The following is an 18,374-nucleotide window of genomic DNA, read 5'->3' as shown; positions in this document are numbered from 1 at the left end:
TAGAGCAATTCTAAAAGCCTTCGGGCTTAAGCGATCTAGGGAGGGGTAACCCTCCCTTTTTTGTTGCGAAATTGCCAAAGATCGTCGACAGATACATATGCCCAGCACAGAATCTACTGACATTATAAGTCAACTTGTTTCCGAATATGAAGCTTCGGTAAAACGCCTTCAAACGGCTCTTTCGCGTTATCTTAAGGATGGAACCGCTCCGACCGAGAATGAACGTCGCGCGCGCGATTTCTGCTATCCGGAATTGATTATCAAATATGGCGGCAAAGAACGGGAAACGGTCTCGAACCTTGCTTTTGGCAAATTGGAGAAAGTTGGAACCTATCGGACCAGCTTTACTAAGCCTGAAATGTTTGCCGACTATGTAGGTGAACAGCTCGACCTGCTAACAGAGCAATATGAAGTGGAAATTTCTGTTGGCCGTAGCGGTCAGGAAATTCCGTTCCCTTATGTTCTAGATGGTTCGGCCGACCTTGAATTGGGATCCACCAGCCCCAGCGAGTTGGCGCGACATTTTCCGACAACCGAGCTTGCGGATATTGGTGATGAAATTGCTGACGGTTTGCTTCGGATAAAGGGCAATGACAATTCGCCGCTTGCGTTATTCGATGCGCTCCGGACTGATTTCTCGCTGGCACGGCTGCGCCATTATACCGGCGCCCCTGCCGAGCATGTCCAAAATTACATCCTGTTTACAAACTATCATCGTTACGTTGATGAATTTGTAAGCTGGGCCTGCACGCAAGTTGGCAACGGTCGTTATACGGCTTTGTCAGGTGCAGGTGGATTGTTTGTCGATCAGCCAACCGACAACGCCGCGCAATTGGTCGCCGACAGCACATGGCGACGCCACCAGATGCCCGCCTATCATTTGATGGCTCCAGACCGGACTGGCGTTACTTTGGTGAACATCGGTGTTGGGCCGTCAAACGCCAAGACCATTTGCGACCATTTGGCTGTTATGAGGCCTGAGGCATGGCTGATGATCGGCCATTGTGGCGGCTTGCGCGAGACGCAGCGGATCGGGGATTATGTTCTGGCGCACGCATATTTGCGTGATGACCATATTCTTGACGAAGTCCTTCCGCCCGAAATTCCGATTCCGCCAATTGCCGAGGTGCAGCAGGCACTTGCGGCCGCGGCGGAACGTGTTTCGGGCACAAGCGGCGCGAACCTGAAGCGGCGGATGCGTACAGGTACGGTTGTGACCACCGATGACCGCAACTGGGAATTGCGCTATTCAGCTTCGGCACTGCGTTTTTCGCAAAGTCGTGCAATCGCCATTGATATGGAATCGGCAACAATAGCAGCGCAGGGTTACCGGTTCCGCGTTCCTTATGGCACATTGCTATGCGTATCGGACAAACCTTTGCATGGTGAAATCAAACTACCCGGCCAAGCCAATCGCTTTTACGAAGAAGCGATAGCCGCGCATTTACAGATTGGTATCCAAACGTGCGAGCTTTTGCGCGATGCGGGGAACAGCCTGCACAGCCGGAAGCTTCGCGCCTTTAACGAACCGCCATTCCGCTAATTTCCAAGGCAGTGCTGGGGTGGCCGTCACCACCCCTTTTTCGCGCCCTTATTTTGGGCCTTCAGCCATTTCATCAGCGGTGCAAAATATTCAATCATTGCTTTACCCGACATTTCGCGACTGCCCGTGAATGCTTCCAAAGCATCTGGCCAAGGTTTAGACGCTCCCAATTCGAGCATCGCATTCAACCGGGCCCCAACTTCTTTGTTGCCATAAAATGAGCAGCGATGCAGCGGGCCTTTCCACCCTGCCGTATCACACGCGGCTTTGTAGAATTGAAATTGCAAAATCCGCGCTAGAAAATAGCGGGTGTAAGGTGTGTTTCCAGGAACATGATATTTTGCCCCTGCATCAAAGCCATTTGAGGGGCGTTCAACAGGTGGCATTATACCTTGATATTGAGTACGCAATTTTGTCCAGGCTGTGTTGTAATCTACAGGTTTTATGTCCCCTGCAAACACACCCCAACGCCATTTATCGACGATTACACTGAACGGCAGGAACGCAACCTTGTCCATTGCCTGACGCAAGAACAATCCGTTATCCTTATCTGCGTCTGGGACCTTTGCAGCATCCAGCAAGCCAATCTGGACGAGGTAATCGGGCGTAATCGAAAGCGCGATCGCATCGCCTATGGCTTCATGGAAACCGTCATTGGCACCGTTCAGATGCAAATAGCTCTGTTTGTTATAAGCACGCTGATAATAATTATGACCTAGTTCATGGTGGACGGTCACAAAGTCATTCGTATTGATTTTAATGCACATTTTGATCCGCAGATCATCGACATTATCGATATCCCAAGCCGATGCGTGGCAGACCACTTCGCGGTCAGCGGGTTTCAGGAATTGTGACCGCGCATAGAAGCTTTCCGGCAGCGGCGCAAAACCGAGCGACGAGAAAAAACCTTCGCCAATCTTGACCATGCCAACTTCATCGATTTTCTTGGCCTTGAGCAGATCGCCGATATCATAACCGATATCACCCGACCCGGCTGGAGCGACAATATCATAAATGTCACCCCATTCTTGCGCCCACATATTGCCGAGCAAATCAGCCCGGATTGGCCCGGTTTTGCTTTGCACAGATTCGCCATATTTCTTGTTTAACTGCGTCCTGACATATGTGTGAAGTTCGTCGTAAAGCGGCTTCACTTCTAACCACAGCTTGTCTGTCAGCTTGGCAAAATCATCAGCGGGCATATCATAGCCAGAGCGCCACATCGCACCGAGATCAGCAAAACCCAGCTCATTTGCTCCCTTGTTGGCAATCTCGGCCATGCGGGCATAGTCATCCTTCATCGGTGCGCCGACATTGTCGTGCCAACTGACCCACATTTCTTTCAATTCTTCGGGATTGCGGTTGGTACCCATTTCGGCCTCGATATCCGATCCGTTGATCGGTTGGCCTTTCAAAGTTCCTTTGCCTTTTCCATAAGCGGAATTGAGCTTTGTTGCGATTTCGGAGAGCTCTTTTGCTGCGCCCGGCATCGTCGGCGCAGGCAGAACCAAGCCACCGCGAAGGATATCCAGTTTACGCTTGGCTATTGCCGACAATCCGGCGACATTCTCATATTTGGCGGCCTCAAGTGCATATTTCACCGATTTCTCGGTTCCGATTTCTCCATATTTCGCAGCCAACGCGTCAGTATCATCGGTAATATAGGTGCTATTGATCCAGGCAACGCGGCTACCTTCGACCGAAAACTCAAACAGGTCTTTTTCGGCGCCTGCCAGAAAGGCCTCGGCTTCAGCCAAAGTTGGCACGGCCCTCCCAGTTACAGCATCGTCAGCGAACGCGACAGTTGGAATTGAAAACATGGCTGCCGCAAGCGCAGCAAGTGAAACGAGGTTTTTCATACGGAGTTCCCAGCAAACAATATGACGGAATGTTGGAACTTTATTACCCTTCCGTCAAGCAGCGCGCATTGTCCTTCGTCGAAGGAATAACGCGACTAGCAGACCAAAGAAAGTCACGAGAAAGGCAGTCGACTTTATCGGCTGTGCTGTAGCAGCCATAGCCGCGAGCATATCGTCGCCTTTGTAGGATATAGCTTGCACAAATTGGCATATTGTTTCGACATAATCGGCGATCCCGACCAAAACCGCTGCGGTAACGATAACCCAACCAAGTCGCCGAAGCGGACGCCAATTGGACTGGGCAAATAACCGTCCCCCGCAATAAGCGCCAAAAGAATAGATTCCGATATAGACAAGGTCGAGCGCGATGCCGAAGCGGGCCAAATTCAAAACACCTGCCGCTTGCCATGCGGCTTGTATGGCATCGACACGAAGCGCATTGCCGGCAGATTGATGATCCCTGATGCCCCAGGGAGAAACCGCATTGGTAAACCAGGGATTCATGGCGATCATCACCGCCAGAATCAGCAATCCACCCAGCCAGAAACGCCAGAAACGCCGTTCCAGTTTGCTTTCCCGCATCATATATCCTCCAATGCCAAAGCCCCTGCCCGTGCATCTTCTGCCGTCAGATGAAACATTACATAGTCTTGGCTGTGCCCCTGATAAACGCGCGCATAGCCACGCACAAACCTTCCGCCAAGTCGTTCCACGGCAGTGCGCGAACGCAGATTATGCGCGCCGATTTGGAACACCACTGTTTTCACATGCGAAAAAATATGCCTGAGCATCAGGGCTTTGGTTTCACGATTAAATCCGCCGCGCCAGTGGGAGCAGGCAAAGAACGTCCAGCCTATTTCGATTTCCTCTGCTTGCGCATCATAATTGGCAAAGCGGCTGCTACCGATGACGACATTGGTTGCGCGGTCGAAAATGGCAAAAGCCCCTTTCGATGCCATCGCTTCTTCGAAAAATCCTTCAAAGATTTCGCGCTTATATCGATCGGGATATGGGTGCATGGCCCAGATGTCGGGATCTGACGCCACCGCGTACAACGCCTCAAAATCCGCATGGGCAAGCGGACGCAATTCGACTTTTTCACCGACAAGTGCCGGCTGAATGTCAAATGGAGTTAGGTTCACCATGCGGCCCGCGTCAAGGCAGCCAAGATCGCGTCCCCGAGCTCGGGTTTAACGACCGCGCTCATATGATTGCCAGGTATCTCGAACAGCTTTCCGTGCGGGAGAAGTTTCGCGAGGTCGGCGGCGGAACCATTTTCCTGGTCCTCAACTCCGCAAATGACGGCCACTGGCAAGTCAAATACCCGCAATAGCGCTTCGTCGGTGTCGACAAATGTATCCAATATATGGCGCAACGCCAATGGATCACCGCCCGTAGTCTTCAAAAAGGCTTCGGCCATATAAGCCGCAGAGCCACGTTCATGCTGGCCCAGATTGTCCAGAACATGCTTGAAATGGCCACTACGATTGCCAGTTTTTGTCAGTCCTTCAAGCCCCATGCCCGAAATAATCGCCCGCCCCGGCTTCGCACCGCGCGCCAGCATCCGCGCGACCGTCCGTCCGCCAAGCGAATAGCCGCCCAAATCGTAATCCGTGATACCCAGATGCTCGAGCAGGGCAAATTGGTCATCAGCCAAAATGTCCCTGGGGTAAAGAGCCGCAGCGTGCGGCTTTCCGCTGTGCCCATGGGCGCGCAGGTCGGGCATGATGACGCGGTATCCAGCGCCAGCAAGCTTTGCCGCATGCCCATATTTGATCCAGTTTGTTTCTGCTTCGGAAAAATACCCGTGGATCAGGATGATCGGACGACCCGTGCCGATTTCCTTCCAGGCGATTTGTACCTCTTCGGTTGTCTTGAAAAAATGAGTGGTTGTCATGACCGCTTGGTCAAACCCTTTTGCTCCATTCGCCAGACCGCCATTTCGATACGGTCCTGACCGAAAAAGGGCTCGCCATCGAACACCAATGTCGGAACACCCCAATGACCCGCGGCTTCGAGCGCGCTTTGGTTGGCGGCAATTTCTGCGTCTAGCGCTTCGGCATCGCTTGCGGCCTCCGCATCCAGTTCCGCAAGATCCAGTCCGGCGCGCGTTGCGGCACCCGCAAGATGGTCTCCTTCGTGCCAGTTCTCTGCGCCGCCCCAGATCAACTGCGAGACCTCGTCGCAAAAGGCGAGACTTTGCCCGCGCCGCGCCGCCGCTTGACCCAGCCGCGTAAGACGGAAAATATAAGGCTGCTCGGCGGAGATTTCGCGCGTGATGACATTCTGGACGATGGGATCGGGGCGCGGTGGGCCAAAAGGAATGTCGTGAAACTGCGCGACGCGGAACATATCGGTGAACGTGTAGCGCAACCAGTTGGGATGGCTGCGCTCAAAAAAGGACGGCTCGCGTATTGCCAGCGGATAGACAGGACGCAGGTTGACGTTCAGGTCATATTCCTCGGTCAAGACACGATAACGCCGCGTCGCGAGATAGCTATACGGGCTGCGAAAGGACCAAAAGATATCTGCCGTTTGGGTCATTGCACCTGTTTACCCCTTCTTCAAATGCCGCCGTCCCAACAGTTCAGCGATCTGCACGGCATTCAATGCCGCCCCCTTGCGAAGGTTATCGGACACGCACCAGAAGGCAAGTCCGTTATCGACGGTGGGGTCTTCACGAACGCGGCTGATATAGGTTGCATCGTCGCCAGCCGCCTCTATCGGCGTCGCATAGCCGCCGTCTTCTTGCTTATCAACCAGCATGATGCCGGGTGCTTCCCGCAGGATCGACTTTGCCTTGGCCGCCGACATTTCACGATCATATTCGATGTTCACAGCTTCGCTATGGCCAACAAAGACAGGCACACGGACGCAGGTGGCAGTCAGCTTGATCTTCGGATCGAGGATCTTCTTGACCTCGACCATCATCTTCCATTCTTCCTTGGTATAGCCGTCTTCCAGAAAGCTATCGATGTGCGGAATGACGTTGAACGCGATCTGCTTGGTGAATTTCTTCGGCTCGGCGCTGTCGCCGACAAAGATATTGCGGCTCTGTTCAAACAGTTCGTCCATGCCTTCCTTGCCTGCACCGGACACCGACTGATAGGTTGATACCACCACGCGAGTGATGTTCGCATAATCGTGCAAAGGCTTCAGCGCGACCACAAGCTGCGCGGTCGAGCAATTGGGGTTGGCGATGATATTCTTGCGCTTGTAACCGTCAATCGCATCCGGATTCACTTCCGGAACGATCAAGGGAATGTCCGGGTCCATCCGGTGAAGCGAGCTGTTGTCGATGACAACGCACCCAGCCGCAGCCGCAATGGGCGCGAATTTCTTGGTTGCGTCAGAGCCAATCGCGAAAATCGCCATGTCCCATCCGGCCCAGTCGAAATTCTCGATATTCTGGACCTTCAGCATTTTGCCGGTGTCGCCATATTCGATTTCGATACCTTGGCTGCGTGACGATGCCAGTACGGCTACTTCGTCCGCGGGGAATTCGCGCTCGGCAAGGATGTTGACGACTTCACGGCCAACATTTCCCGTCGCGCCCGCAACTACGATACGATAACCCATAAATGCTTCCCTCAATTGCGTCATGCTGAACTTGTTTCAGCATCTTAATTAAGACCCTGAAACAAGTTCAGGGTGACGGGTGTGGATGCCGCTTTAGCGACAAAGAAAAAGGCCGGGCTCTTTGTGGGAGCCCGGCCTTTCATGTTCGGATTAAGAACGTCAGCGAGCTCCTGCTTATTCAGCAGCCTCGGTGGTCATAATTGGGCCCTTGTTTGTGGTTCTGGGGTCGCGACGTTCGGCGATACGCGCCTTCTTACCGGTCAAACCACGCAGATAATAGAGTTTCGCACGACGCACGACACCGCGACGAACGACTTCGATGCTGTCGATATTCGGGCTATACAAAGGGAACACGCGTTCAACGCCTTCGCCGAACGACATTTTGCGCACGGTGAAGTTGGAGCCCATTCCCTTGTTCGAACGCGCGATGCACACGCCTTCGTAATTCTGGATACGCGTGCGGTCACCTTCGATAACCTTCACGCCCACCTTAACGGTGTCACCGGCGCGGAAGGCCGGGATTGTCTTGTTTTCTGCCAGTGCCGCAATGGCTTCGGCTTCGAGTGTCTGGATGAGGTTCATGCCCCATTTAATCCTTATTCTTCTGTTGCACGTCAGAGGCAGGCCGAACCCGGGCGTCCTTGTAACGCCCCCAAAGGTCCGGTCTGCGTAACCGGGTGTCATCCTCCGCCCTTTGTTTCCGCCAGGCAGCGATTTTCGCATGATCCCCCGATCGCAACACTTCAGGGATCATCCGCCCTTCCCAATCATTGGGTCGGGTATAATGCGGATATTCAAGCAATCCTTGTTCAAAGGACTCCTCGTCACCGCTGGAAGTGGCGCCCATTACGCCGGGAAGCAGCCGAATGCAAGCGTCTAACAGCATCAAAGCGCCAATTTCTCCGCCGGACAGGACGATATCGCCCATGCTGACCTGTTCGATTTCAAGGTGGGCATCAAAAAGGCGTTCGTCAAAGCCCTCGAAACGCCCGCAGATTATGGTGACCCCGGGGCCAACGGCGAGTTCGCGGATGCGGGCCTGGGTGATGGGTGCGCCGCGCGGGGTCATGGCAAGGATGGGAGCGGTGGGTTGTGCTGCTTTGGCATGCTCAACCGCCGCCGAGAGAATATCCGCCCGCAAAACCATCCCTGCCCCACCGCCAGCAGGGGTGTCGTCCACTGTACGGTGCTTGTCGGTCGCGAAGTCGCGTATGTGAATGGGCAAGCAAGCCCACTTTCCCTCCTCCATGGCTCGTCCCGCCAGCGAAATGCCAAGCGGACCGGGGAACATATCCGGGTAGAGGGTGAGGATTTGCGTTTGGAAGGTCATGGCAGCGGTTCCCATAGTTCGACCGGAAGAAAGTGCCGGTCGGCCTCCAGTTCCTCATATATCCATTCCCGAAAGCGTTCGATTTTGCGAACGCCTTGTCGTCCGTCTCGGGTTACAAGCCATGTGGCTAGCCCCACTTTGTAGAGCGTATCAAAAGGTTGAACCAGCTGCCCGCTTGCCAGCTCTGTCCGCCAGAAAAAAGGTGTCAGTAATGCTATGCCATATCCGCTCAACACGGCGTTCGCCTCCTGCAACTGACTATCGAGTTCGATACCTTGCCGAGGCGCGGGTGGCGCATCTATTCCAGCAGCCGCGAACCAGCCTGCCCACCAATTATCATTCGGGGCAAGTCGTTCGACGCCAAGAAGGTCTAATGGCTCGGTGATTTTATGTGTCTCCATAAATGCTGGGGCGCAGACCGGTGTAACGTGACTTCGGAACAGAAATTCACTGCGAAGTCCCGACCAATTTCCAGTTCCGACGCGGAGGGCTACGTCAACATTTGACTTGTCAAAATCGACCACGTCATTCGTTATGGCAATTCTGACCGCAATGTCAGGGTAACGCATCTGGAATCGACCGATCCGTGAACTGAGCCAAGTGCCACCAAATGACGTGGCCGCGTTGATACTCAAAACATCTGATGCATCAGTTTCAATTGCGGAAAAAGCAACCTCCATTGAAGCGAAAGCATCGCTAATGGGTGGAAGCAAGCGCTGCCCAAGATCGGATAACCGAACTCGCCCCCGTTCGCGAACAAAAAGCCTTTGGCCGACGCGATCTTCCAATTGGCGGATCTGGTAGCTTATCGCTGCCTGCGACATGCCGAGTTCGTCGGCGGCACGGGTAAAATTCTGCAGACGAGCGGCTGCTTCGAACGCACGAACCGCTGAAAGGGGAGGCAGCCTTGACATCGTCAATCTATAAGCTGCGCTTATGGTTTGGCGCAATAGTTTTGTTGGATAAGCTGATATCCAATGCGTATTTGAATAAGCCAGTGTTATCGGAGAATGGACATGATGGAAGAGCATTGGATCAGGGCCTGGAATGATGGCCACAATCAACTCAGCGCCGATTTGGACAAAATTGTTCTTCGCGCACGCGCTTTAGTGCGGCGCAACCGGCTGCCTAAGGCCAAAAGTCCGAAGTTCACAATGTCGGAAAAATCAATGGTATGTGACCACAATCAGGTTGGTGGTGCACTAAATAACGAAAGCTGATTCGATGACAATTCGGCTACCCCATTCAGGCACGGCGTCTTTGGTCATTGGAACCATGAACTTCTTACCGTCGGGGTGTTGAATTTCAAGCACATCACTTGCCCCGAAATTTTCGACGGCGATGCACTTGCCAAGGTCGGTACCGTCCGTGGACACGCAGGGCAGACCTAGCAGGTCGCTGTAATAATACTCGCCCTCGGCAAGTTCAGGCAAAGCCTCACGCGGCACGGTTAGCACTGTGCTACGCAGCTTCTCGGCGGTATTTCGGTCGTTGATTTCGGCAAAGCGGGCTATTGCACCGTCTTTGGTAGGCCGCAACGACTTGACCGTCAGCGAGCCGTCATTGAAACTTTTGTACCGTTTCAAGCTGTCCAGATTTTCTGCAAACAGCTTGAGACGGACTTCACCCGTCACGCCATGCGCGCCTGAAATGGCGGCCAGCGTGACGGTGTTATCGGCCAAGGCTTAGCCCTCGGCCTTTTCTTCGGTAACTTCTTCAGCGGCAGGCGCAGCTTCTTCGGCAGCGGGCGCTTCTTCAGCAACCGCTTCAGGTGCAGCTTCCTCTGCAGCAGGAGCTTCTTCAGCGGCTGCTTCAACAGGGGCCGCTTCTTCTGCCACAGGCGCTTCCTCTGCAGCCGCTTCAGGCGCAGCTTCTTCGGCGACTACTTCTTCAACAACTTCGGGCTCTGGCTCAGGTGCAGGCGCAGCGGCCGCCGCAGCTGCGGCTTCTTCGGCTTCAGCCAGCTTGGTTGCCTTGTCTTCTGCGCGATCCTTGGCTTTCTGGCCTGGCTCACCCTTATTAGGGTTGCTCTTGACTTTGCGTTCCTTGACACCTGCGAGGTCGAGGAAACGGGCAACGCGGTCCGAAGGCTGCGCGCCAGCGGCGAGCCAATGCTTCGCGCGTTCCGTATCAAGGATCATGCGCTCGGCACTATCCTTGGGCAGTTGCGGGTTGTAGCTGCCGATACGTTCAATGAACTTGCCATCACGCGGTGCGCGGGCGTCGGCTACGACGATTTTGTAATAAGGACGCTTCTTGGAACCGCCGCGTGACAAACGCATGGATAATGCCATAAAACTAACTCACCTTTCTGGTATTAAAATACATAAAATTAAAACGTTATTTCTTTTTATTCAAAAGTCGTGCGAGGTCAGGCGGCAGTCCGCCGGCACCGCCACCCATTCCGGGCAACCCTCCCATTCCCGGCGGCATCGCGCCGGGAGGCAGGCCGTGCATGCCCTCCATTGCACCGCCCAGATCTGCGCCACCTTTGCCGCCGCCAAACATCGCGGCCAAGCCCTTGAGGCCACCCATTTTGCGGATGCGCTTCATGGCAGTCGCCATTTCCTGGTGCATTTTGATCAGCTTGTTCACATCTTGCACCGTCATGCCGGAGCCCTTGGCAATGCGGATTTTCCGCTTGGCATTCAACAATTCCGGCTTCGCCCGCTCTTTTGGCGTCATGGAGCCGATGATCGCGTCCATATGGATCAACAATTTGTCGTTCATGCCGCTGGCGTCCATGGCCGCCTTGGCTTTTTTCATGCCCGGCATCATCCCCGCCAGCGCGCCCAGACCGCCCATCTTGGTCATCTGGCGAAACTGGGTTCGCAGGTCGTCCATATCGAACTGACCCTTGGCCATCTTCGCGGCGAGCTTGTCGGCTTCGTCCTTGTCGACGATTTCCGCCGCACGCTCGACCAGCCCGACCACATCACCCATGCCAAGGATGCGGCCGGCCACACGTTCAGGATTAAACGCCTCAAGCGCATCCAGCTTTTCGCCCACACCGGCGAATTTGATCGGCTTGCCGGTAATCGCGCGCATCGAAAGCGCCGCACCGCCGCGCGCATCGCCGTCCATACGGGTCAGCACGATACCGGTCAGATCGACACGTTCGCCGAAATTCTTGGCGACATTGACAGCATCTTGACCCGTTAACGAGTCCACCACGAGCAGTATTTCCTGCGGCGTCGAAACCTTTGCGACCGCCTGCATTTCGTCCATCAGCTGCTGGTCGACATTGAGGCGTCCAGCCGTATCGAGCAACAGCACATCAAAGCCCTGCAGCTTTGCGGCCTGCATCGCGCGCTTGGCGATGTCGACAGGCTGCTGCCCTTGCATGATGGGCAAGGTCGCGACGTCGGTCTGCGTTCCCAGCGTTGCAAGCTGTTCCTGCGCGGCAGGGCGGTTGACGTCGAGGGACGCCATCAGGACCTTTTTGCCCTGCTTCGCCTTCAGCATCTTCGCGATTTTCGCGGTCGTGGTGGTTTTACCCGAGCCTTGCAGACCGACCATCATGATGATCGCCGGCGGCGCAACCGCCAAATTCAGGTCGCTCTGCTCCGCACCCAGCATTTCGACAAGGGCGTCGTTGACGATCTTGACGACCTGCTGTCCGGGAGTGACCGATTTCAGGACCGACTGGCCCACGGCTTTTTCGGTTACCTTGTCGACAAATTCGCGGACAACTGGCAGGGCAACGTCGGCTTCGAGCAAAGCGACGCGCACTTCGCGCATAGCTTCACGGACATCGGCTTCGTTCAACGCACCGCGACCACGCAGGCGGTCAAACACCCCTCCTAACCGGTCGCTCAGCTTGTCAAACATGCGTCTTCCTTACCAAAACGCCCGCTTCCGGGCATAAACGAACAAAAAGCCGGTGAGCGAAACATCGCCGACCAGCCTGGAAAAGATTGATTTTCCATAATTTCAAACGCAAGCTTTCACCCGCGTCATGCGCCCTTAGTCGCATCGCATACCAAAAGCAAGATTCTTTGATCTATTGCGCCCACTGGCCTGTTTTCAGCTTCATACTGAACGGAATTTAATCAAATCTTGACCTTTTTCAGTGAAATAACGTGGTCGATTGGAACATTGAATTCTATGGAACTACAGCCAGCGGACTCTGCGAACGGCACGCCAGCAATCTTGACTCATGTCAAGACAGGCAGCCGCATTGTCTATGGCATCGTGATGTTCGCATCGATAACTATGTTTGTGGCTATCGGCGGACATGTTGGCGCGCAAACGGTACGGACGTTTATAGGTAACAGCCCCGGCGCCGATCAGGTGATGGTGACCGCTTTACTTTTGAACATCGCCCTGATTTTACTGATTTGGCGGCGCACAAGTGTGTTAAGCGACGAAATTGACGTATATCGGAAAGCCGAAGTCCGCGCGCAGCATCTGGCTATGACTGATCCGCTGACCAATCTTTTCAATCGCCGAGCCGTTAAAGAAAAGACAACAGAATTAAGTGCCCGCGCCTCTCGTCGGGGCAAATCTATTGCGTTCATGATGGTCGATCTGGACGGGTTCAAAAAGATCAATGATTTGTACGGTCATGATTCCGGCGACTTTTTGTTGCGTGAAGTTGCCGACAGAATGCGCGATATCATCCCCCCAAGTAGCGTTATCGCAAGGCTTGGCGGTGATGAATTCGGAATCTGTGTCGTTTTTGAACCCGAATATCCCGAATCCGTAGACCGCATCGCAGAAGATCTCGTTGATGCGCTTGCCCGCCCCGTCACGATTTCCGACTCAGAGCAGACGGTGACGGCGTCTGTGGGAATCAGCCGCCCAGAACAGGATTGCGATTCAATCGATATGCTGATCCGCCGGGCGGATATCGCGCTCTATGCGGCCAAGAAAAATGGCCGCAACTGTTACAGCTGGTTTGAAAACGGCATGGAAACAGAGCTGCGTTCCCGCAACTCGTTAGAAGGCGATATCCGGGCTGCAATCCCGAATGACGAATTCGTCCCCTATTTCGAACAACAGATTGATCTGGTGACGGGCGAACTGGTCGGTTTTGAAATGCTGGCACGCTGGGTGTCTCCGGTCCGCGGACTTATTTCTCCCGATGATTTTATTCCCATTGCCGAAGAAACAGGGATGATTGGGGATCTGTCGTTAAGCGTCATCCGCAAAGCAATGGTCGAGGCCAATCTTTGGGATCCGAAGCTTACAATATCGGTCAATATATCGCCGGTGCAGTTGAAGGATCCCTGGCTGGCCCAGAAAATCGTCAAGCTGCTTGTGGAAACAGGATTCCCTGCCAGCCGCCTCGAAGTGGAGATCACCGAAAGCTCGCTTTTCAAAAACCTCGGGCTTGCACAATCAATAGTCGGAAGCCTCAAAAATCAGGGCATCCGTATCGCCTTGGATGATTTTGGCACGGGCTATAGCTCTCTGGCACATTTGCGTGCCCTGCCCTTCGACCGCATAAAGATAGATCGCAGTTTTGTTTCCTCCATGTTTGACAATGCGGAAAGCGCGGCGATCGTGAGCGCAATAGCGGGCCTTGGAGCAAGTTTGGACGTTCCCATTACAGCCGAAGGCATTGAAAACGAAGAAATACTGACGAAGCTAAAAGCCTTGGGATGCACAAAGGGCCAAGGATGGTATTTTGGCCAACCTCTGAATATTGACCAGGCACGCAACCTTTTAAGCCAAAAAGACTTGTTGCCTGCACGCCGCCGACCGCCCGAAACACCATCTTTGCCGCATTCATACCAGCCAGAACGCAAGGCTTCCTGACCCTAACACTGCGGGTAAAGAGGATGAATTCTGGACTCGGGCGCGCACGCACCCTAAATCGCGCGGCATGGCGCGTGGCGAATTTCACAAAATGCACGGATTGGGCAATGATTTTATTATCATTGATGCCCGTCCATCCCCTGTGGTTATGACGCCAGCGCGGGCTAAGGCGTTGGCAGATCGCAAAACCGGGATTGGTTGTGACCAGTTGATCCTTCTCGAACCTTCCGACATTGCGACCGTCCGGATGCGGATTTTTAATCAAGACGGAAGCGAAGTTGAATCATGCGGCAACGCCACCCGGTGTGTGGTTTCCCTTCTTGGAAAGAATGCAACCATCGAAACTGCCGGCGGGATGATTGATGGTGCATATGGCGAAAACAGCATCACCCTGCAAATGCCACCGCCCCGGTTTGATTGGCAGGATATTCCATTGGCTTTTGCGATGGACAGCGCCGCTATGCCACTTGCGTGGGATGAACTGGCTGGCCCCATGGCGGTAAATGTGGGAAACCCTCATGCTATCTTTTTTGTTGATGATGTAGACGCCATCGATTTGGCGCATCTGGGGCCGCAAATCGAGCATGATGCCGCCTTTCCCGAACGCGTAAATGTGAACGTGGCGACGGTCCGGGACGGGGCTCTGCTCTTGCGCGTCTGGGAACGCGGCGTTGGTGAAACACGGGCTTGCGGCACCGGTGCTTGTGCCACGGCGGTCGCCGCCATCCGGCAAGGAAAGGTCGCATCACCTGTCACCGTGAATCAGGCTGGAGGCAGTTTGACCATAGGCTGGGAACCAGGCGGACTGATCGAGATGACTGGCGGAGCGACATATGTCTTCATGGGCGAAGTCGACTGGGACGATTTCGGGTGAGCCAGATTGAAGTGATTAGCATGGGTTGCCGCCTCAATCTGGCGGAAAGCAATGCGCTTGCCGAACAGTTGGCGGATCAGGATGATGTCGTCATCGTCAACAGCTGCGCGGTGACAAATGAAGCCGTGCGCCAAACCCGGCAAGCAATCCGGCAAGCGCGCAAACGGCGCCCCGATGCCCGCATCATGGTCACTGGTTGCGCGGCACAGGTGGAGCCTGAAACCTTCCGCAATATGCCCGAAGTTTCAGCTGTTTTTGGAAATGCCGAAAAACAGGACACCGTTCTGCTCAACCAGATCGTGCAGAGCCCCGACCGTCCCGTCGTCGTATCCGACATTATGACGTTGCAGCAGACCGCGCCGCATCTGGTCACCGCCTATTCGGGAAAAACCCGCGCCTTTGTCGAGGTGCAAAATGGCTGCGACCATCGCTGCACCTTTTGCATCATACCCTATGGCCGAGGCAACAGCCGCTCGGTTCCTGCGGGCAGTGTGGTCGAGCATATCCGCACGCTGGTCGACAAAGGCTTTAAAGAAGTCGTGCTGACCGGTGTGGATGTTACCAGCTATGGCCCTGATTTACCCGGGAAGGACAATCTGGGTTTGCTGGTGGAGCGGATTTTGAAGCTTGTTCCTGATCTGGAGCGGCTACGCTTATCCTCCATCGATGGCGTTGAAATTGACGAGCGCCTGTTTGCGCTGCTGACGGGTGAGCCGCGCGTGATGCCGCATGTGCATCTGTCGCTGCAGGCAGGCGACAATATGATCCTGAAGCGGATGAAGCGCCGGCATAGCCGTGAAACCGCCATCGACTTGGTTGCGCGGATGAAAGCCTTGCGTCCTGAAATTGCCATTGGTGCCGACATCATTGCCGGATTTCCAACCGAAGATGATGCGATGTTCCAGAACAGCCTTGATCTGGTTCGCCAATGCCAGATCGTGCATGGGCATATTTTCCCCTACTCCCCCAAATTGGGAACGCCTGCCGCGAAAATGCCGCAAGTTCCGGCTGGCCAAATCAAGGCGCGTGCCAAGGCGCTGCGCGAAGCGGTCGCCACCGAACGCAGCGCATGGCTCGACATATTGGTCGGTTCGGTGCAGAAAATTGCGGTCGAAAAAGGTGGTCGTGCTGGTCATGCCGAAAATTTTGCTTATGTGGGTCTCGAAAGGCCAATGCCCGAAGGCAGCATCGTGTCGGCCCGCATAATAGAGACAAAGGACGGTATGTTGCACGCAATGGTCATCGCATGAGCGAGGAGAAAGCAGGTTGGAAGGACCGGCTGTTTGGCGGGCTCAAAAAAACATCAAGCAAGCTGACCGATAATATCACCGGTCTGGTCACGAAGGCGAAGCTGGATGCCGAGGATCTGGACGAGATAGAAGATGCGTTGATCGCATCGGATCTGGGACCGGCGATGGCCGCGCAAATCCGGGAAAAAATTGCTGCCGGGCGTTTTGAAAAAGGTATTGATGCCGAAGGCATAAGACAGATTGTGGAAGACGAGATTGCCGCCGTTCTGGCACCCGTCGCAGAACCGCTCGACATCGATGCATTTCCACGGCCCCAAGTTATCCTTGTGATCGGTGTGAATGGGTCGGGCAAGACGACCACGATAGCAAAGCTGGCCCATCTGTTCCTGGAGCAGGACTATGGCGTCATGCTTGCCGCAGGCGATACATTTCGCGCTGCGGCCATCGGACAATTGAAGGTCTGGGCGGACCGTATCGGCGTACCGATTGTCACCGGCCCCGAAGGCGGCGATGCCGCAGGGGTCGTGTTCGACGCGGTAAAGCGCGCAACCGCAGAAGGTATCGATGTCCTGATCGTCGACACCGCAGGACGGCTGCAGAACAAGCGCGAGCTGATGGAGGAACTCGCCAAAATCCGGCGTGTCCTGGGCCGCCTCAATCCTGAGGCGCCGCATGATGTCGTTCTGGTTCTGGATGCCACGACCGGGCAAAACGCCCTGTCGCAAATCGAGATTTTCAAGGAAGTCGCCAATGTCACCGGCCTCGTCATGACCAAATTGGATGGCAGCGCACGTGGCGGCATTTTGGTTGCTGCGGCCAAGCAGTTCGGCTTGCCCATCCACGCCATCGGCGTCGGTGAAACCATCGACGACCTGCGCCCCTTCAACGCGCAGGATCTGGCCCGCGCGATTAGCGGCGGTGCGCAATGACGTCTGAACCAACGAAAAAAAAGCCGTCGGGCTTGCTCAGTTTCGCGCTCGATTTCGGGCCTTTGCTGATCTTCTTTCTAGGCTCGCGTTTCGGCCATTCCGATACCGATCCTGTGCAGGGTCCGCTGGCAGGTACGGCAGCTTTCATGGTAGCGATTGTCGTCGCGATGATCGTGTCCAAATGGAAAACCGGACATATTTCTCCGATGATGAAAATGTCGGCAGTGTTCGTCATCGGCTTCGGCGGTTTGACATTATGGTTCCGCGATTTCGGTTTCATCCAGCACAAGGCAACGGCAGTCTATCTGCTCTTTGCGGCGATCATCCTGATCGGTTGGCTGCGGTCAAAACCCGCGCTGAAATATCTTCTGGAGCAGGCCTATGACGGATTGAGTGAAGAGGGCTGGCTGAAACTGTCACTTAGCTGGGGCCTGTTTTTTCTGGGCCTTGCCGCGCTCAATGAAATTATCATTCCGCTGTTGAGCAACGACCAATATATCACCGTAAAAACATTCGGATTGCCCGCATTGTCATTCCTGTTCGCGATGGCAAATATCCCGATGCTGTTACGGCATGGGCTTAATCTGGGCGAAAAGACAAAAGAAGATAACAAGCCCGACTTGTAACCAGGCCAGCGCTTGGCTAGGCTGTCGACAGATTAGAAGTAAATCATAGGGGATTTTGAATGGCGAAATTTTTTGGAAATCTGCATCTGGTGCTGGTCGCGGGACTGGTATTGGCTTTGGCCGTTATGTTTGGTGTTGATGGGGACGCGTTGACCGCACAGTCTGTAACACGTTGGCTGCACACATTTTTTGGTATCGTGTGGATCGGTCTGCTTTATTATTTCAACTTCGTGCAAATACCGACAATGCCAAAAATTCCTGCTGAATTGAAGCCCGGTATTTCAAAGCACATTGCACCCTCCGCCTTGTTTTTCTTCCGTTGGGGCGCTGCGTTGACGGTTCTGACGGGCGTCATCGTTGCGGTTCTTGCGGGTTATGCACATCAGGCATTCACCCTGCAGGATCCGTTCAAGCTGATCGGTATCGGCATGTGGCTGGCGGTGATCATGGCGTTCAACGTCTGGTTCATCATCTGGCCTAACCAGAAGAAGGCCCTTGGCATTGTCCAGGTCGACGCTGCCGAAAAGGCAGCCGCCGCGAAGATGGCCGGGATGACTTCCCGATTCAACACGATGCTCTCAATCCCGATGCTCTACTGCATGGTCGCGCAGCAGAATGGCG

19 protein-coding genes and 1 pseudogene are annotated in these 18,374 nt (G+C 54.5%); 8 read left to right on the top strand and 12 right to left on the bottom strand.

Annotation, left to right across the window (positions count from 1 at the left end; all coding sequences use genetic code 11):
• Positions 1-97 precede the first annotated feature (97 nt).
• Positions 98-1,543 carry an AMP nucleosidase gene (locus ACKVOS_RS03015; RefSeq protein ID WP_409210538.1) on the top strand — a complete coding sequence of 482 codons (1,446 nt, stop codon included), beginning with the start codon at positions 98-100 and terminating at the stop codon, positions 1,541-1,543.
• A 26-nt stretch (positions 1,544-1,569) separates the two neighbouring features.
• Here ACKVOS_RS03015 and ACKVOS_RS03010 read toward each other — a convergent pair whose 3' ends face one another.
• The 9 genes from ACKVOS_RS03010 to ACKVOS_RS02970 all read right to left on the bottom strand — a co-directional run bounded on the left by ACKVOS_RS03010 (position 1,570) and on the right by ACKVOS_RS02970 (position 9,225).
• On the bottom strand, positions 1,570-3,402 hold the full coding sequence (locus ACKVOS_RS03010; protein ID WP_409210537.1) for a M2 family metallopeptidase: 1,833 nt from the start codon (positions 3,400-3,402) through the stop codon (positions 1,570-1,572).
• Positions 3,403-3,456: 54 nt separating this feature from the next.
• Positions 3,457-3,987 (bottom strand): hypothetical protein, encoded by a 531-nt coding sequence (locus ACKVOS_RS03005; protein WP_409210536.1) that lies wholly within the window; start codon positions 3,985-3,987, stop codon positions 3,457-3,459.
• Positions 3,984-4,547, bottom strand: coding sequence for a GNAT family N-acetyltransferase (locus ACKVOS_RS03000; RefSeq protein WP_409210535.1), 564 nt, complete (start codon positions 4,545-4,547; stop codon positions 3,984-3,986). The genes ACKVOS_RS03005 and ACKVOS_RS03000 overlap by 4 nt, the downstream gene beginning before the upstream one ends.
• A complete protein-coding gene (locus ACKVOS_RS02995; protein ID WP_409210534.1) occupies positions 4,541-5,299 on the bottom strand; it encodes an alpha/beta fold hydrolase in 759 nt (252 codons plus the stop codon). The genes ACKVOS_RS03000 and ACKVOS_RS02995 overlap by 7 nt, the downstream gene beginning before the upstream one ends.
• On the bottom strand, positions 5,296-5,946 hold the full coding sequence (locus ACKVOS_RS02990; RefSeq protein WP_409210533.1) for a 2-hydroxychromene-2-carboxylate isomerase: 651 nt from the start codon (positions 5,944-5,946) through the stop codon (positions 5,296-5,298). The genes ACKVOS_RS02995 and ACKVOS_RS02990 overlap by 4 nt, the downstream gene beginning before the upstream one ends.
• Before the next feature lie 9 nt (positions 5,947-5,955).
• Entirely contained in the window at positions 5,956-6,981 is a 1,026-nt protein-coding gene (locus tag ACKVOS_RS02985) for an aspartate-semialdehyde dehydrogenase (RefSeq protein WP_158898929.1), read from the bottom strand.
• A 174-nt stretch (positions 6,982-7,155) separates the two neighbouring features.
• Entirely contained in the window at positions 7,156-7,563 is a 408-nt protein-coding gene (rplS, locus tag ACKVOS_RS02980; protein WP_409210532.1) for a 50S ribosomal protein L19, read from the bottom strand.
• 7 nt (positions 7,564-7,570) lie between these two features.
• On the bottom strand, positions 7,571-8,311 hold the full coding sequence (gene trmD, locus ACKVOS_RS02975; RefSeq protein ID WP_409210531.1) for a tRNA (guanosine(37)-N1)-methyltransferase TrmD: 741 nt from the start codon (positions 8,309-8,311) through the stop codon (positions 7,571-7,573).
• Positions 8,308-9,225 (bottom strand): LysR substrate-binding domain-containing protein, encoded by a 918-nt coding sequence (locus ACKVOS_RS02970; protein WP_409210530.1) that lies wholly within the window; start codon positions 9,223-9,225, stop codon positions 8,308-8,310. Before ACKVOS_RS02970 ends, trmD begins: the two co-directional genes overlap by 4 nt.
• A 102-nt stretch (positions 9,226-9,327) precedes the next feature.
• On the opposite strand from ACKVOS_RS02970, the gene ACKVOS_RS02965 reads away from it, so the two are divergent.
• A complete protein-coding gene (locus tag ACKVOS_RS02965; RefSeq protein ID WP_409210529.1) occupies positions 9,328-9,531 on the top strand; it encodes a hypothetical protein in 204 nt (67 codons plus the stop codon).
• On the opposite strand, the gene rimM is transcribed toward ACKVOS_RS02965, so the two are convergent.
• From rimM to ffh, 3 genes and pseudogenes are all read right to left on the bottom strand, one after another.
• Positions 9,514-9,993 carry a ribosome maturation factor RimM gene (gene rimM, locus ACKVOS_RS02960; RefSeq protein WP_409210528.1) on the bottom strand — a complete coding sequence of 160 codons (480 nt, stop codon included), beginning with the start codon at positions 9,991-9,993 and terminating at the stop codon, positions 9,514-9,516. The two genes, ACKVOS_RS02965 and rimM, sit on opposite strands and share 18 nt — an antisense overlap.
• A gap of 150 nt (positions 9,994-10,143) precedes the next feature.
• Positions 10,144-10,605, bottom strand: a pseudogene (gene rpsP / locus ACKVOS_RS02955) (30S ribosomal protein S16); the annotation flags it as partial.
• Positions 10,606-10,651: 46 nt separating this feature from the next.
• The gene (gene ffh / locus ACKVOS_RS02950; protein WP_409210527.1) at positions 10,652-12,142 is read right to left on the bottom strand and encodes a signal recognition particle protein; all 1,491 of its coding nucleotides are present in this window, start codon (positions 12,140-12,142) and stop codon (positions 10,652-10,654) included.
• Positions 12,143-12,418: 276 nt separating this feature from the next.
• On the opposite strand from ffh, the gene ACKVOS_RS02945 reads away from it, so the two are divergent.
• From ACKVOS_RS02945 to ACKVOS_RS02920, 6 genes are all read left to right on the top strand, one after another.
• The gene (locus ACKVOS_RS02945; RefSeq protein WP_409210526.1) at positions 12,419-14,074 is read left to right on the top strand and encodes a putative bifunctional diguanylate cyclase/phosphodiesterase; all 1,656 of its coding nucleotides are present in this window, start codon (positions 12,419-12,421) and stop codon (positions 14,072-14,074) included.
• 67 nt (positions 14,075-14,141) lie between these two features.
• Positions 14,142-14,948, top strand: coding sequence for a diaminopimelate epimerase (dapF, locus tag ACKVOS_RS02940; protein WP_409210525.1), 807 nt, complete (start codon positions 14,142-14,144; stop codon positions 14,946-14,948).
• Positions 14,945-16,198 (top strand): tRNA (N(6)-L-threonylcarbamoyladenosine(37)-C(2))-methylthiotransferase MtaB, encoded by a 1,254-nt coding sequence (gene mtaB, locus ACKVOS_RS02935; protein ID WP_409210524.1) that lies wholly within the window; start codon positions 14,945-14,947, stop codon positions 16,196-16,198. Before dapF ends, mtaB begins: the two co-directional genes overlap by 4 nt.
• The gene (gene ftsY / locus ACKVOS_RS02930) at positions 16,195-17,127 is read left to right on the top strand and encodes a signal recognition particle-docking protein FtsY (RefSeq protein WP_409210523.1); all 933 of its coding nucleotides are present in this window, start codon (positions 16,195-16,197) and stop codon (positions 17,125-17,127) included. The genes mtaB and ftsY overlap by 4 nt, the downstream gene beginning before the upstream one ends.
• The gene (locus tag ACKVOS_RS02925) at positions 17,124-17,753 is read left to right on the top strand and encodes an inner membrane-spanning protein YciB (protein WP_409210522.1); all 630 of its coding nucleotides are present in this window, start codon (positions 17,124-17,126) and stop codon (positions 17,751-17,753) included. The genes ftsY and ACKVOS_RS02925 overlap by 4 nt, the downstream gene beginning before the upstream one ends.
• Before the next feature lie 59 nt (positions 17,754-17,812).
• Positions 17,813-18,374 (top strand): urate hydroxylase PuuD (locus ACKVOS_RS02920; RefSeq protein WP_409210521.1); only part of this gene is annotated, 562 nt, incomplete at its 3' end.

Source organism: Sphingorhabdus sp. (genome assembly GCF_046154385.1).
In the GTDB taxonomy this organism is placed as follows: domain Bacteria; phylum Pseudomonadota; class Alphaproteobacteria; order Sphingomonadales; family Sphingomonadaceae; genus Sphingorhabdus_B.
Note: the sequence above shows the minus strand (reverse complement) of the source record. Positions and strands in the feature narration are given on the sequence as shown.